Origin of the sequence: Sphingomonas longa (genome assembly GCF_016892685.1) — a bacterium.
GTDB lineage: Bacteria > Pseudomonadota > Alphaproteobacteria > Sphingomonadales > Sphingomonadaceae > Sphingomonas > Sphingomonas longa.
Window position 1 is genome coordinate 486426 of record NZ_JAFEMC010000001.1, and the last position, 15081, is coordinate 501506.

General features: G+C 68.3%; 11 protein-coding genes. 5 read left to right on the top strand and 6 right to left on the bottom strand.

Annotation, left to right across the window (positions count from 1 at the left end):
* Positions 1-5: 5 nt before the first annotated feature.
* Positions 6-2018: a ComEC/Rec2 family competence protein gene (locus ILT43_RS02360; protein ID WP_239473985.1), complete on the bottom strand. Its 2013-nt coding sequence runs from the start codon at positions 2016-2018 to the stop codon at positions 6-8.
* A gap of 154 nt (positions 2019-2172) precedes the next feature.
* Here ILT43_RS02360 and gltX point away from each other — a divergent pair, with 154 nt between their 5' ends.
* The 3 genes from gltX to ILT43_RS02375 are packed head-to-tail and all read left to right on the top strand — an operon-like array spanning position 2173 to position 5114.
* Positions 2173-3588 carry a glutamate--tRNA ligase gene (gene gltX / locus ILT43_RS02365; protein ID WP_204193850.1) on the top strand — a complete coding sequence of 472 codons (1416 nt, stop codon included), beginning with the start codon at positions 2173-2175 and terminating at the stop codon, positions 3586-3588.
* Between the two features lie 28 nt (positions 3589-3616).
* A complete protein-coding gene (locus ILT43_RS02370) occupies positions 3617-4900 on the top strand; it encodes a citrate synthase (RefSeq protein WP_204193858.1) in 1284 nt (427 codons plus the stop codon).
* A gap of 7 nt (positions 4901-4907) precedes the next feature.
* Positions 4908-5114: a hypothetical protein gene (locus ILT43_RS02375; RefSeq protein ID WP_204193860.1), complete on the top strand. Its 207-nt coding sequence runs from the start codon at positions 4908-4910 to the stop codon at positions 5112-5114.
* Positions 5115-5165: 51 nt separating this feature from the next.
* Here ILT43_RS02375 and ILT43_RS02380 read toward each other — a convergent pair whose 3' ends face one another.
* From ILT43_RS02380 to ILT43_RS02395, 4 genes are all read right to left on the bottom strand, one after another.
* Entirely contained in the window at positions 5166-6500 is a 1335-nt protein-coding gene (locus ILT43_RS02380) for a PAS domain-containing sensor histidine kinase (RefSeq protein WP_204193862.1), read from the bottom strand.
* Complete coding sequence (locus ILT43_RS02385; protein ID WP_204193864.1) at positions 6497-7582, bottom strand: DUF2336 domain-containing protein; 1086 nt, start codon at positions 7580-7582, stop codon at positions 6497-6499. The genes ILT43_RS02380 and ILT43_RS02385 overlap by 4 nt, the downstream gene beginning before the upstream one ends.
* Before the next feature lie 52 nt (positions 7583-7634).
* Complete coding sequence (locus ILT43_RS02390; protein WP_204193866.1) at positions 7635-8816, bottom strand: hypothetical protein; 1182 nt, start codon at positions 8814-8816, stop codon at positions 7635-7637.
* Between the two features lie 140 nt (positions 8817-8956).
* Positions 8957-9268: a hypothetical protein gene (locus ILT43_RS02395; protein WP_204193868.1), complete on the bottom strand. Its 312-nt coding sequence runs from the start codon at positions 9266-9268 to the stop codon at positions 8957-8959.
* Positions 9269-9465: 197 nt separating this feature from the next.
* Here ILT43_RS02395 and ILT43_RS02400 point away from each other — a divergent pair, with 197 nt between their 5' ends.
* Complete coding sequence (locus tag ILT43_RS02400) at positions 9466-11652, top strand: coiled-coil domain-containing protein (RefSeq protein ID WP_204193870.1); 2187 nt, start codon at positions 9466-9468, stop codon at positions 11650-11652.
* Positions 11653-11978: 326 nt separating this feature from the next.
* A complete protein-coding gene (locus ILT43_RS19815) occupies positions 11979-12140 on the top strand; it encodes a transposase (RefSeq protein ID WP_204193872.1) in 162 nt (53 codons plus the stop codon).
* Between the two features lie 156 nt (positions 12141-12296).
* Here ILT43_RS19815 and ILT43_RS02410 read toward each other — a convergent pair whose 3' ends face one another.
* The gene (locus ILT43_RS02410) at positions 12297-15020 is read right to left on the bottom strand and encodes a TonB-dependent receptor domain-containing protein (protein ID WP_204193874.1); all 2724 of its coding nucleotides are present in this window, start codon (positions 15018-15020) and stop codon (positions 12297-12299) included.
* Positions 15021-15081 lie beyond the last annotated feature (61 nt).

Here is a 15081-nt window from a genome sequence, read left to right on the forward strand (position 1 = left end):
AACGTTCAACGTCGGAAACGACGGAACCCCGCCCCCGAATCCTCTCGCCCAGCCGCCAAAACCCACGGATGCTCATCCCCGGCCCGCCGTACCGTCGCCGTCCACCCCCCGCTCAGCCCGACGGCAACGCCCCCGGTCCGCGCCAGCACATCCCGTTCCAGCCGCAACCACCGCGGCCGACACCCGACCGGCAAGCGCCGCTCGCTCACCACCACATCCGCCCCGACGCACGCCGCGATCAGCGCCCTTACCGGCACCAGATATGCACTCCGCGTCATCACCACCCGCCGCCCGGCAACATCGACCGCACACAGGTCGGCACTGCACGCCGCCCCCGGCAAACCGTCCAGCGTCATCGGCGCACCCTTCACACCGCCATTCTCGCTCAGCACGTTCTGCATATACTCGCCGGCCCGCTCCCTCAGCAGCGCCATCGCCCCATATTCGGTCCGCACCGCCGCATGCCGCCCGTCCCCGCTCACCAGCAGATCGGGCGCCGGCGTCATCGCCGCCCACAAGGAACCGACGGCCAGCGGGGCCAAACCCCAGCGCCGCCACTCCGTCCGCCACAGCGCAAGCCACAGGCCACCGACAACGATCAGCGCATACGCCGCGTCCGGCATGACCGGCCACGCCCGCACCGCCCCCGGCGCCGACGCCACGATCCGCGCCAGCCACAGCAGCGCCCACAAAGCCCGCTCCACCAGCCACCACACCGGCGCACCCAGCCCCGCCACGTCCAGCAGCAACGCCAGGAGCTCCAACGGCATGACCACGAACGTCGTCCACGGGATGGCGACCATATTGGCCAACGCCCCGTACAATCCGGCACGATGGAAGTGATACACCGCGATCGGCATCAACGCGGCCTCGACGACGACGCCCGTCATCAGGAGCAACACCGCACCCCGGCCCCATCGCCGCAGCAGGCCTTTCTCCCGCACCTCGGCAAAGCCACGCATCCACGGATGGTCGTGCAGCGCCACGATTGCGGTGATGGCGGCAAACGACAATTGGAAGCTCGCCCCGGCCAGCGACTCGGGCCACGCGATCAGCACCACGATCGCCCCCGCCGCCACCAGCCGCAGCGTCATCGCTTCCCGCCCGAGCGCCAGCGCCGCCAGCACCAGCAGCGCGGCCACGCACGACCGGATCGTCGGCACCTCCGACCCCGTCAACAGCGTGTACCCGACCGCCGCCCCGGCCCCCACCGCAGCGGCGACGAGCGGCAGCCGCACCCGCAACGCCAGCGCCGGCCAAAGTGCCAGCAGCCGCATCACGATCAGCATCGTCGCACCCACGACAGCAGTGATGTGCAACCCGCTCACCGACAGCAAATGCGCGAGCCCCGCCGCGCGCATAGCCTCGGCATCCTCCTCCGCAATCGACCCGACATCGCCGGTCGCCAGCGCCGCCGCCACACCGCCCGCACTCCCCGCCACCCGCTCGGTGATATGCCGCGTCAGCGTCGCCCGCAGCCCCAGCTCGGCATCACCCGGCGTCACGATCCGCACCGGTGCAAAGCCCCGCCCCGTCGCCCCAACCCCGGCGAACCACGCCGCGCGGGCATAGCTGTACGCCCCCGGCACCGCCGCATCCGGCGGCGGCAGCAGCCTCGCCCGCAACCGGATAACCGCCCGCCGCGTCAGGCCCGCCGGCACATCCGCTTCAGCAAGATTGACCCGCAACCGCCGCGGCAGCGCCGGCGCATCAATCGGCGCCAGCGTCAGCCGCACCAGTTCACGTGCCACCAGCGGCTCGGCCCGCTCGACGCGGGCGTCGAACGCCGCCACCGCCGGCCGCGCCAGCACCGGCGCCGCCACCCGCTCCGCCCGCCACCATATCAGCGCCAGCCCAACCGCCATCGCCAGCGCGCCGACCGCAACCGCCCTGCTCGCCCTACCGCCGCGACCCAATGCCGCCGCCAGGCACGCCGTCGCCGTCAGTGCCAGCAGCACCGCCGTCCACTCGCTTCGCCGAAGCAGTACGAACCACGCCGCCACCCCCGCCCCGAGCATCACGGGCAGCCACAACACCAGCTGGTCGCGCTCGGCCTCCAGCAATGTTTCCAGCCTATGTTGCACAGCCGCAATTTGTCGCCGCGCGGGGTGCGTGCTAGGGGCTGCGGCGGCTGAACTGGCCATTTGATCCACAGTCTGGGAGCACGCGCGCTTGAGCGCAACATCCGTTCCGGGCAGCACGCCCGAACCCACCTCCGTCGTCACGCGGTTCGCCCCTTCGCCGACCGGATTCCTGCATTTGGGCGGTGCGCGCACCGCGCTGTTCAACTGGCTGTTCGCGCGTCACAATGGTGGCCAGTTCCTGCTTCGGATCGAGGATACCGACCGCGCCCGCTCGACGCAGCCGGCGATCGATGCGATTTTAGTAGGCATGCGCTGGCTAGGGCTCGATTGGGACGGCGATGCCGTGTTCCAGTTCGCCCGCTCCGATCGTCATGCCGAGGTCGCGCATGCAATGGTCGCGAACGGCCACGCCTACCGCTGCTGGATGACGCAGGCGGAAATCGCCGCCCAGCGCGAAGCGGCGCAGGCCGCGAAGAAGCCGCTCCGCATCCGCAGCCCGTGGCGCGATCGCACCGACGGCCCGGCGGACCAGCCCTTCGTCGTGCGTTTGCGCGCACCGCAGGAGGGGTCGGTGACGATCGAGGATCAGGTGCAGGGCGCGGTGACGGTGCAGAACGCCGAACTCGACGACCTTGTCCTGCTCCGCTCGGACGGTACGCCGACCTACATGCTTGCGGTCGTGGTCGACGATCACGACATGGGGGTGACCCATGTCATCCGCGGCGACGACCACCTCAACAACGCCTTTCGCCAGTTGCCGATCTACCGGACGAACGGCTGGCCGGAGCCGGTCTATGCGCACATCCCGCTGATCCACGGCTCGGACGGCGCGAAGCTGTCGAAGCGCCATGGTGCGGTCGGGATCGAAGCGTATCGCGACGAACTCGGTATCCTGCCTGAGGCGCTCGACAATTATCTGCTGCGCCTCGGCTGGGGTCACGGCGACGCGGAGATTATCGCGCGGGACGAGGCGGTGAAGTGGTTCGACCTTGCCGCCGTTGGTAAAAGTCCTTCCCGCTTTGACCTGAAGAAGCTCGAACATCTGAATGGCCTCTATATCCGCGAGGCCGACGACGCCCGTCTCGCCAAGCTCGTCGCGGCCCGGATGACCGGGGCCGACGAAGCCCGCCTGACCGCCGCGATGCCGGCGTTGAAGCCCCGCGCCGCCAACCTCAACGAGCTGGCGGACGGCGCGCAGTTCCTCATCGCCACTCGGCCGCTCACGATCGACGAGGCGGCGGCTCCGCTCCTCGCGGGCGACGCACCGGCTATCCTGGCGGAGGTTCATGCGGCGCTTGACGCGCTCGACGGCTGGGATACGGACGGAATCGAAGCTGCGGTACGGCGGGTCGCCGACGCGCGGGGCTTGAAGCTCGGCCAGGTCGCGCAACCCCTTCGCGCCGCGCTGACCGGACGACGCACGTCGCCCGGGATCTTCGATGTCGTCGCGCTGCTCGGGCGCGAGGAAAGCCTGGGTCGCATCGCCGACCGGATGGCCAGCTAAGAATACCAGCTAGAACAAGGATGGTGGAATGACCGACGCCGCGAAGCTCTCCCTCGGCTCCAAGCAGCTCGATTATCCGGTCATGTCCGGGACGATCGGGCCGGATGTGATCGACATCCGCAAGCTGTATGCGCAGACGGACGCCTTCACCTACGATCCGGGGTTCACCTCGACCGCATCGTGCCAGTCGACGCTGACCTATATTGACGGCGATCAGGGCGTGCTGCTCCACCGCGGCTACCCGATCGGCGAATTGGCCGAACAGTCGAGCTTCATGGAGGTGTCGTACCTGCTCCTGAACGGCGAACTGCCGTCCAAGCAGGAGCTGGAAAATTTCTCGACCACGATCACGCGCCACACGATGGTGCATGAACAGCTTGCGACGTTCTTCCGCGGGTTCCGGCGCGATGCGCATCCGATGGCGATCCTGTGCGGCGTCGTCGGGGCGCTGTCGGCCTTTTATCACGACTCCACGGACATCCACGATCCGGCGCAGCGCGTCATCGCCTCGCACCGCCTGATCGCCAAGATGCCGACGATCGCGGCGATGGCGTACAAGTACAGCGTCGGGCAGCCGTTCCTGTATCCGGACAATTCGCTCAGCTACACCGGCAACTTCCTGCGGATGACGTTCGGCGTTCCGGCCGAGCCCTATATCGTGAACCCGGTGATCGAGAAGGCACTGGACCGCATCTTCATCCTGCACGCCGATCACGAGCAGAACGCGTCGACCTCGACCGTCCGTCTCGCGGGATCGTCCGGTGCGAACCCGTTCGCCTGCATCGCGGCGGGCATCGCCTGCCTGTGGGGACCGGCGCATGGCGGCGCGAACGAAGCGGCGCTCAACATGCTGCGGGAGATCGGAACGCCCGATCGCATCCCGGAGTATATCGCCCGCGCGAAGGACAAGAACGATCCGTTCCGCCTGATGGGCTTCGGTCACCGCGTCTACAAGAATTACGACCCCCGCGCGACGGTGATGCAGAAGACGGTACGCGAGGTGTTCGCCGAACTGAAGGTCACAGACCCGCTGTTCGACGTGGCGTTGCAGCTCGAGGAGATCGCGCTGAACGATCCCTATTTCGTCGAAAAGAAGCTGTTCCCGAACGTCGACTTCTACTCGGGCGTCATCCTGTCGGCGATCGGCTTCCCGACGTCGATGTTCACCGTGTTGTTCGCGCTCGCCCGCACCGTTGGCTGGGTCGCGCAATGGAACGAGATGATTACCGATCCCGACCAGAAGATCGGCCGTCCGCGCCAGCTCTATACCGGGCCGACGCAGCGCAGCTACGTTCCCGTCACGGAACGCTGAGCCGATCATGCGGCCCCTGCGCGCGATCCTCCTGATCCTCGGCGTCCTCGCGACGCTCATGGGTTTGCTCTGGATCGGCCAGGGGCTGGGTTACATCCGGTGGCCCGCCTCCAGCTTCATGCTCCAGCAGCGCGTCTGGGCGGACTACGGTGCGGCGCTCGCCGTGGCGGGCTTGCTGATGCTGCTGGTGGCGCGGCGTCTTCCCAGGCGCTGAACGAAAATCCCATCCTCAAGGAGCGGAGGATCTGAGCGACTCACGAGCCGCCTACAACTCCGCCGGCAACGACAGCGTGAACTGCGCACCTTCGCCCGGTACGCTCGCCACGGTCAGGTCGCCGCCCATCGCCCGTGCCAGCCGACGCGCGATGAACAGGCCCAACCCGTTGCCGCCCGGCTCGGTCGGATCGACCCGTTCGAACTTATCGAAGATGCGCGCCTGATCCTCCGGGGCGATCCCTTTGCCCGCATCGATCACGGTCACTTGCGCCCGGTCGCCGACCACCGCCGTTTCGACCCGCACATTGCCGCCACTGTCTGTGTAGCGGACGGCATTGCCGACCAGATTTACCAGGATCTGCAACGCACGCCGGAAATCGCCCAGGGCAGGAACCGTGTCGTCGAAGCGAGGCCGGTCGATCGCCACGCCCGCCATATCTGCCCGCACCGTGAGCAGGCCCGCCGCACGTCGCGCGACATCGGCAAGATCGATCGATTCTATCGTCGGCCGGAACTCCGCCCGCTCGATCGCCTGAAGGTCGACCAGATCGTCCACCAACGACAAGAGATGTCGCCCGGCACTGGCGATGTCGGCGGCATAGTCGGCATAGCCCGGCGTGATCGGCCCGTCCGCCTGCGCATGAATGCTGTCCGCATTCGCCACGATCCGCGCCAGTGGTCCACGCAGTGCGCGGTCCAGCCCCCGCGTGAAGCTGGCCGGCAGCGTCTCTTCGACGTCTACCGCCACAGGCTCCCCACCCTCCGCCACCGTCCCGACCAGCCCGGCAAACTCGCCGAGCGCATCGACCCGCGGTCGCGCCGACAAGACCACCAATCGGCCGTTGGGCTTCAACTCCGCCGCCTGCCCCTTCAGCACGCGCCGACGCGCCAGCGCATCGAGGATCGGCATCGCGCCATCCGCATTCTCCGCGAAGCCGAACAGCGCCGACAGCGGCTTGCCGAGCATCCCCAGAGGATCGAACCCGTAGAGTGTCCCCGCGTCCAGCGACACGAAGGTCAGCCGCAACGTCGCGTCCGTCTCCCACCGCCAGCGGCCGTCGCCGGGCACAGCATCCGGCACGTCGTCGATCGGTGCCCAGGCCGGCGTCTCCCCCCAGCCACTGGCGGCGAGGCGGACCTGCCCGCCCTCCGGCTGCGCGCGCACCCACAGGGCAACATCGCTTTCATCGTCCGCGACGACCACGCGCCGCGCGACGACGATCCCCAGCCGCCGCGCCAGCCGCGCCACCGTTGCGAGCTGCGGGACGGCCAGCATCTGCCCTTCCGCGCCCCCCGCGCGGCGATTGAGCGAGGCGATGGCGGGATCGGCGGACACCAGCAGCCCATCGAGATCGATCACGGCGTGCGCGACGGCCGCGGTCATCCGCCCTGCCCCTTCAACGCACGAATCGCATCCCGATAATCGCGGTGCAGCGTCAGCGACGCCAGCGCCGCGCGGGCGTCGCCAACCGCAACCGCAGCGATGGCGTCGAGATCGTCCGCAAAGGCCTCGATATCGCGCGTCGGATCGGCATCGGCGAGAGCCAGCGCGATCTTGGCGATCGTCGCCCGGTCGAGATCGATCGCGCGACACGCCAGCCACAGCCGATCGCCCGCCGGCTCCAGCGTGACGGTGCGCGCCTGATCCGTCGGCCAGTCGAGCGCCTGCGCCAGCAGCGCCACGAACAGCTGCAGACGTCGATTGCCCAGCGTTTCGACCAGCAGGTCGGGCAGTTCGCTCCGCCGCGGCGCGATCGCCGCCGCCAGTCGCGATGCGATCGCCTCAACCCGGTCGGTCTCGTCATGCGCGCTCAGGCTGCGCTCCGCGGAAGCGACGATCGCGCGATCCACATCCGCGTCGGCATCGCCCCGGATCGCCGCTGCGATCCACCAGACCAGACGCCGATGCAGTTCGACGGGCAGATCGCCGTCGATCCCCGCGCCGCTCTCGTTCGCATCCCGCCGGCGATTATCCGCCGCCAGCAGAGCCGCCGCGGCCACCGCGACGACGCGGTCGGGCGCATTCGCCAGCCGCACCAACAGGCTTGGCGCGTCCGGGCCCGACACCGCCACCGGCAACGCCGCCTCAATCAGGTCGAGACGCACGCGAGCGATCATCTCGCCCATCAAATCGGCATCTTTCAGAACGCCGGCCCGCATCAGGCGCCCGAACACGTCGGACGATCGCGTCAACACCGCCTCTGCCTTTTCGGATTGTTCCTCATCGGCCAGCAGGCGCGCCGCATGACGGCGGATGTCGGCCTCCACCCCTGCAACGACACCTCGCATCGTCGCGGCCAGTGCGGCGCGCGTGCGATCATCCAGCCGCGTTTCATTGCTCAGGAAGAAGTCGGCGATCGCCCCGCCCAGTTCCGCCTCGGCTCGTTCGCCGACCCGCGCAGCCCGCGCCGCGACCGCATCGCGGTCCCAGGCGGGGACGGTGTCCGAGGGCGGGGCTGGCGACATGGCGCGATGTCTAGCGCCAACGTCGTTAATGAGGGCCTAAGCCTGGCGCGCGCTAAGCCTTTTCGCGCAGCGACTCGACCGCCGCGGTCAGCGTCGCCGCCGCATAGGCCGCCGCCAGACCCAGCCCCGCTATCGGCCAGCCGATCACCGCACCCAGCGTGGCGGCGAGCAGATAAGCAGGCGGCCCGCCCCACCAGCGCCGCCGCCGATCGCGCCTGATCGCCCGCTCCGCCAGCCCGCCGAGGAACAGCAGCCCCCCGGCCAGCAACGGCGCGACCGCGCCGCCGCTCCCCACGACCACGCCCGCCACCGCGAACGCCAGGGCGGGTAAGGTCAGGGTGCCGAGCCGGCCCACCTGCGCCAGCCGCTCCTCGTCCCTGAGCGCCGCCAGCACGCGCGCGACGCCCAGCGCCAGCACGCCGACCAGCACCAGCCCCAGCCCCAGCCACCCGGGCCCGAACGCTTCCGTCGCCAGCCCCGTCAGTCCGACCGCTACGCCACCGCCCACGACGGCTTCGGTCGCGATGTGGCGGTCGAGCAGCTTCGGCGTCACCGACCGGGCGATCGGCCCGAGGATCGCGGCGTTGAACCAGTCTCGCCGGTCCGCCACCGTCGCGGCCAGCACCATGCGTCCACGCGACGCGAAGGCGACGGCGCTATGCTCCAGCCCGTGGCCGTCCCGCACATCCTCCAATGCCAGCGGCACATGCACGGCCTGCGCCTGTTCGGCGAGGCGCAGGATGCTGGATTGCAAGGCATAGTCGTTCGGCAGGGCGGCGACCTCCGCGATCCGGCGCGGGTCGATGCGACCGACGCCGCCCCACGCAAGCTGTCCGCCCAACCGCTCGTAATCGGGCCCCGCGGTGTCCGTGGGCAGCACCAGCAACGCGTCGCCGGCCGTGTCGCTCTTGGCGAAACCGTCGATCAGCCCCTGCGTCGTGATGAGCCCGTCGGCGACCATCACGATCGTCGACAGCGGATGCAGCCGCGCCTGTGCCTCCACCGCCGACCGCACCGTGTCGACGACGATGCCGCGCTTGCCGATGCGCCCCAATGCGCCGATGAGTTCGGGCGTCAGCCGGCCGACCGACACGATGATCTGCGCCGCGCCCGCCGCGATCAGCAGCCGCGCCTGATATTCGATCACCGTCCCGCCGCCGAACGGCAGCGTCGCGATCAGCGTTCCCGGGCGATCGAGCGCCTCGAGTTCGGCAAAAAGAAGCCCCGCAAGCATCGTGGGGCTGATAGGGACCGCGCGGCGAGGGTCAACCGCCCTTCTGTTGCTGGTGGCGTGTCCGGTGCGGCAGCGGCGGCAGGTTGCCCCCCGCGAGGCTCAGTGCTTGCGGGAACGCCGTCCCCAAACCTCAAGGACCTCTAAACCACCCCTTCGCCGTCCAGCCGCGCCACGGCACGCTTGAGCTTGGACAGCATCACCGCATCCCCGACGCACCCGTCGGCCGCGGTCGCCGCCAGCGCCATCAGGCGCACCGCGCCGAAACTCGCCGCCAGCCCCTTCAGCCGCGTTGCCCCCGTCCGCCAGCCGTCGACCTCCGTCGCAGATGCCATTTGCGCCAGCGCCTTGACCGCACTCTCGACGAACGCGACGCGCAATTCGGCGATCAGGCCGGGTTCGTCGCCGACTGCCGCTGCCAGGGTCGCATCGATTGCTCCGGGATCATAAGCCATGTCCCCGGTGCTACGCTGCCTTCGTTAACGACCGGTTGCCGCACGAGGCTGGCCGTGGCGTGGAAAAATGCTAAGCAAGGCCAAATCCATCGGCGACCAAGGGGGATACGCTGGGCAATCACGATCTCTGGCCGACCGCCGATACGGCGTCCGATTACCGCCGCTCAGACTATGAGGTCGAGCCGCAGGAGGAGGACGTGCTCGATCTGGTGGAGGCGGACATCGTCGCACCGCGCGCCGGATGGCTGCTGCCGACGCTCGCGATCCTGCTGTCGTTTGCGTGGATCGGCGGGATGCTGGCGCTGACGTGGGACTCCCTGGCGACGCTCCGACCGGTCGAGCTGGTGCAGTTCGTTGCGGCACTCGCCACCGTGCCCGCGCTGATCGGCATCGTCTGGCTCCTCGCGCAGCGGAGCAGCCGGGCGGAGGCACGCCGGTTCGCGTTGACCGCCCGCGCGATGCGCAGCGAGGCGCAGGCGCTGGAGCGTCGCATCCACGCGTTGTCGCAGTCGCTTCACCTGCAACGCGAACAGATCGCCCACCAGCTTTCGACGCTGGCTTCGGTCGGCGACGTGGCGGCGGACCGGCTGGAGTCGGTCGGGCGTGGACTGTCGACGGAGGTCGACGCCGCCCGCGCCCACGCCGCAACCCTCGCCACCGCGGCGGAGCGCGCCCGCGCGACGGTCGGCGAACTGCTCGCCGCCATGCCCGCGGCACAGGCCGATAGCGAAGAAGTCGGCCGCCGCATCGAGCAGGCCGGGCTGGGTGCCGCCGCGCACGTCGCCGCGCTCGATGCGCAGCTTTCCGCACTGACCGACCGCGCCCGCGAAGCCGACACGCTGTCGACCACCGCCGTCGCGTCGCTGGCCGGCCACCTTCAGCGGATCGGCGACAGCGGCCACACGGCCGGGTCGAAGCTGGAACAGGTCGCCGCGGCGATGGCGGAGACGGTGGAGGTGCTCGCCACCCGCGCCGCCGCAACGATGGAACGCTCGCGCGCGGATTTGGCGGATCAGGGTGATTCGATGCTCGGCCTTGTCGATCAGCGTCAGGCCGCGCTCCACGCAGCCGCGCACGACAGCGTCAGCGCACTGGGCGAGCGGGTCGGCGCGATCGACGCCGCGATCGAACTCATCGCCAACCGTCTGCACCAGCAACACGGTGCCAGCGACATACTGGTCGGCGGTCTCCACGACGGCATCGCGGCGGTCGAACAGCGGCTGGACGCGCTGCACGCGACCGGCGTCGACCGGACGCAGCATTTGGCGGCATCGATCAGCGCGCTCGGCGGCTCCGCCGATGCGATGACGGAGGCGTTGAAGACCGGCGACGCGATGGCGATAAAGACGATCGGCACGACCGAGGCGCTGCTGCTCGCGCTCGACGCCGCCGCGCGCGAGATCGACGAGACGCTGCCGGAGGCGCTCAACCGCCTCGACGAGCGCATCGACGGCAGCCGCAAGGTTGTCGGTCAGGCCAAGCCCGAACTGCTCGCGCTGGTCACCGCGGCGGAAAGCACGCACGACGCGATCGAGGCGATCGCCGCCGTCATCCAGGATCAGCGCAAGACGCTCGACCAACTGTCGATGGCACTGCTCGACACGCTGGAGAACGGCCGCGACAAGGCGGACGCGCTTGGTGCGATGGTGGACGAGACGATCGGCCGCACCAACCGCTTCGCCGACGAGGCCGCACCCCGCCTGCTGGAGGCGCTGACCCGCGTTCGCGAAACCGCGCAGATCGCTGCCGATCGCGCGCGCGAGACGCTGGCGCAGGTCATCCCCGAAGCCGCCGCCGCGCTGGAGGACTCGGCCGGCGACGCGATGCGCCGGGCGACGACCAACACCGTCGAGCGTCAGGTCGATGCCCTCGCCGAGGCGACGCGCGGAGCCGTCACCGCCGCGACGGGCGCGACCGAGCGTCTGGCTGCTCACGTGCAGCGCATCGCCGAGCAGACCGCATTGGTCGAGGCGCGGCTGGAGGAGGCGCGCGAGGTGCAGGAACAGGCCGACAGCGCCACGCTGTCGCGCCGCGTCTCGCTGCTGATCGAGGCGCTGAACTCCGCCTCGATCGACATCGCCAAGGTCTTTGGCCGCGACGTATCGGACAGTGCGTGGGCGGCTTATCTGAAGGGGGATCGCGGCGTCTTCACCCGCCGTGCCGTCCGCCTGCTGGAGGGTAGCGAACTCGCCCGCGTCGCGCGCCTGTACGACGACGACGCGGTCTTCCGCGACAACGTCAACCGCTACATCCACGATTTCGAGGCGATGCTGCGCGGCATCCTGACGCAACGCGACGGGTCGCCGCTGGCCGTGACCTTGCTGTCGTCGGACATGGGCAAGCTCTACGTCGCCCTCGCCCAGGCCATCGAGCGGTTGCGCTAACTGATCTCCTCGCTGGGCGGACGGTTGTTCTTCTCAGTCTCGCTTAGAGGATCGCTGCGAAACCGCCGCCGCGCAGAGGTTCATCGTGCCCTCTGAGATCGTGCGGTTGTTGGGGTCGTTAGGCGGATGCGCTTCTGTCCTCGCGCTTGGGCACAATGGTCCCCTAGCGCGGCTGGCGGGTAAGGTCGACTGGACGGCGCTGAGAATGGTGCTGTGAGGTTTGCGGCGGTACCTGCGTTCAGCCTCGTTACTGATGCTGGAGGCATTTGCCGCAAGCGAGTGCACAATCGCGGGAACAAGGGACTGGATTAAGCCGAAAAGGCAGTATGCGGTTCCACCGCTTCGTCGGTCTGTCGCTGAATGATACGCCACCGCATCACAGCACCATCCGCCGGTTCCGTAATCCGCTGGATATGGACGTGGCCGGCGCTGACCCCGGCCAACTTCAACGAGGCGGTTTCTCCCGACGATCTGGTCCGGGGCGATGAACACGGTTGACGTCCACGAGGCTGATGCCAGGCGCCCCGCTGCGGACGGCTCAACGCGCTGGCTATGACCAGACTTCGGGTCACAGCCTCAAAAGACGCAACGTCAGGCGATCTTGCCGACGCTCGCTCCCCCTTTCGACAAGGGGGAGCTTCCCGTCAGAACTGGACGCTCGCCCCCAGCGTGAAGGTGCGGCCCAGCTTGTAGCGGTTGATGTCCACCGTCGCGCCGTCGAACGCCTGGAACTCGCGGTAGCCGGTGCCGGTCAGGTTGCGCGCCTCGGCCTTGATTTCGAACTGCGACCCCAGCACCTTGATCCCCTGACGCGCAACGAGGTCGAGGCGGATGCCCGGCTTCTCGATCAGGTCGGGCAGGCGCGTGCCGCCGCCGCCGCCGATCGGACCGCGGTTTGTGACGCGGTTCGAAGCGTAGTTGAACAGCACCGTGAACTGGCTGAGCGACGCCTTGTCCTCGATCCCGAGTTGCAGGTTCACGAGGTGGTCCGACTGACCCACCAACGCCGCGCCGTCCTGGAACAGGATATTCGCGGGGCGCAGGATCGGGCTGGTGCCGACCGACAGCGGGCTGGCGATCAACTGGTCGCCGGCATCGATGCTCGATTTCGTATAGGTGTAGTTTACGATCGCGACGAGGCGGCGCGTCGCGAAGAAACCGTCACCCAGCGAGTCGAGCGGCACGTATTTCTGCACCTCGACTTCGCCACCGTAGAGCTTGGCGCGCGGAGCGTTGGCAAACCCCGTCTGGAGCGTGTCCGACCCCGCCGGGAAGAAGGCCACCGCCTCGATCGGATCGTCGATCCGCTTGTAGAACCCGGCGAGGCTGAAACGCTGATCTCGGGCGAAGTACCATTCGCCGCGCAACTCGGCGTTGTACAACTGCGAGTCCTTGAGGAATGCGTTGCCGAAGAACAGGCGGTCGCTCTCGAAGTCCTGATATAGCTGTGGCGCGAGTTCGCGAAACTGCGGGCGGGCCAGCGTCTTGGACAGATGCGCCCGAAGCTGCATATCCTCTGCGAAATTCCAGGTGACCGTGACCGCCGGCAACCAATAATCGTTCTTCAGACTGGTACCCGCCGCACCGCCCGACGGTGTGACCCGCTCCGTCGCCTTTTCGTACCGGACACCGGTCGTTGCGCGCAGACCGTCGGTGATCTCGCCCTCGACCTGAGCATAAGCGCCGTGGACGCGCAGCAGCGCATCATAGGCCGCCGCACCCTGCCCCGTCGACGTGTTGCGAAGGTTGATCCCGTAAGCCTGGATGACATAGTCCGAGAGCAGATAGTCAGGCCGCAACTGCGGTGCCGCACCCAGGACCGGGCCGTTGTTCGGTCCCGAATACTGAAAGGTGTAGCGGCTCGAGTCCCGCTGCGTATCGGTATAGGCATAGCCTACCGAGAAGGCGAAGGGCCGGTCGAACGGCACGTTCCAGGTCAGGTTGGCCTGACCTGAATATTGCGTTTCGTCCAGTTCGGAAAAGGCGATCGAGGCCGCCTGAAGACCGGACAGGTTGTTTTGATAGTCGCCGATCGCGGGATTGTACTGATAGGTGAAGCTACGCTCGTACGGACTGTTGCGGCTGGTCTTCGCATAGGCGCCGCGAGCGTCGAGGCTGAATTGATCGGAGAGCTTGAACTCGCCGACGAGCTGCGTGTCGAACAGCTCGCGCTCGAACCAGCTCGTATTCTGAACGAGGAAGGGCTGGATGCCGTCCGCACCCACGCCAATGTTGGCCGTGCTGCCGCGCGACAAACGACCCTGCTTGACGGTGTCGTGAAGGTACAAATTAGTCCAGCGGATCTTGTTCTCGCCGAACTCCGCCCCGAATCCCAGCAGACCATTCACGACGGCGCGGTTGTCGGTCAGGACGGTGCGGAAGTCGCGTGTGAGGATACCGGTGGGATCGTCCGTCGACTGCTGCGTATTGTCGCGCGTGCGCCACGTGTTGCTGATGCCTGCGGCAGCGATCGCGCCGACGCGGACCGTGCCGATGTCGATCGAGCTGCCCAGGCTGAGCTCGCCCGACAGGTTCGCCGGCAACTGGTTGTTGCGCTGAAGCAGCGTCGTCTGCGCGTTGTTCAGGCCGATGATCTGGCTCGACGTCAGCGAAGTGCCGTTCTGCCCGGCCTGATCGATGAAGCCAGGAGTCTTACGCACCCCGGAATCATAGCCCGTCCAGTCACGGCTGCCGCCGTCATAGACATAGCCGAGCTCGGACGTCGTCACGGTGTCCGCGCCGACCGATCCACCCATCTGGAAGAACGTTTCGTCCGGCACGGCCTTGGTCGTGAGATTGATGACGCCGCCGCCGAATTCGGCAGGGTAGTTCACGGAATAACTCTTCTGCACCAGCGCCGACGCGATGACGTTGGTCGGGAAGATGTCGAGCGGCACGACGCGGCGCAGCGGTTCTGGCGACGGCAGCGGCGATCCGTTGAGGAGCGACGAAGAATAGCGGTCACCAAGGCCACGGACGTAGACGAAACCGTTGCCGACCACCGACAGACCCGTGACGCGGCTGAGCGCGCCAGCGATGTCGCCCTCGCCGGTGCGGGCGATATCGGCCGTCGACAGGACGTTGATGACTTCCGGAGTCGCGCGGACAGCATTGGGGATGTTGCGGCCCACGACGACGATGTCGTCGGTGTTGGCACCCCCGGGTGTGGAGACCTCGACCTGGTCCTGCTGCGCCTCCGCGGCGGCGGCAGGATCGGCGGCATCGATGGCCGGCTGACCGGCCTGCGGCGACACGACGCTGCCCGCAGGCGCGCCGGCTTGACCACCGGCCGGCGCGGCCTGCGCGAAAGCGGTAGCGGGCGCGAGCATCGTCGTCGCGAGTAGGAATGCGTGGATCGGATGCTTCATGGCGGCCCCGGCTCTCGAAATATGTGGGATGCAGGCGACCTCCCCCGGCCGCCGCCTCGGA

Excerpts from the sequence above, each read along its gene's own strand:
- ILT43_RS02360 (WP_239473985.1), bottom strand. The coding sequence starts at position 2,018 with ATGCTCGGGGCGGGGGTGGCGGCGTGGTTCGTACTGCTTCGGCGAAGC.
- ILT43_RS02410 (WP_204193874.1), bottom strand. The coding sequence starts at position 15,020 with ATGAAGCATCCGATCCACGCATTCCTACTCGCGACGACGATGCTCGCG.
- ILT43_RS02390 (WP_204193866.1), bottom strand. The coding sequence starts at position 8,816 with ATGCTTGCGGGGCTTCTTTTTGCCGAACTCGAGGCGCTCGATCGCCCG.
- ILT43_RS02370 (WP_204193858.1), top strand. The coding sequence starts at position 3,617 with ATGACCGACGCCGCGAAGCTCTCCCTCGGCTCCAAGCAGCTCGATTAT.
- ILT43_RS02395 (WP_204193868.1), bottom strand. The coding sequence starts at position 9,268 with ATGGCTTATGATCCCGGAGCAATCGATGCGACCCTGGCAGCGGCAGTC.
- ILT43_RS02375 (WP_204193860.1), top strand. The coding sequence starts at position 4,908 with ATGCGGCCCCTGCGCGCGATCCTCCTGATCCTCGGCGTCCTCGCGACG.
- ILT43_RS02380 (WP_204193862.1), bottom strand. The coding sequence starts at position 6,500 with ATGACCGCGGCCGTCGCGCACGCCGTGATCGATCTCGATGGGCTGCTG.
- ILT43_RS19815 (WP_204193872.1), top strand. The coding sequence starts at position 11,979 with ATGCGGTTCCACCGCTTCGTCGGTCTGTCGCTGAATGATACGCCACCG.
- ILT43_RS02385 (WP_204193864.1), bottom strand. The coding sequence starts at position 7,582 with ATGTCGCCAGCCCCGCCCTCGGACACCGTCCCCGCCTGGGACCGCGAT.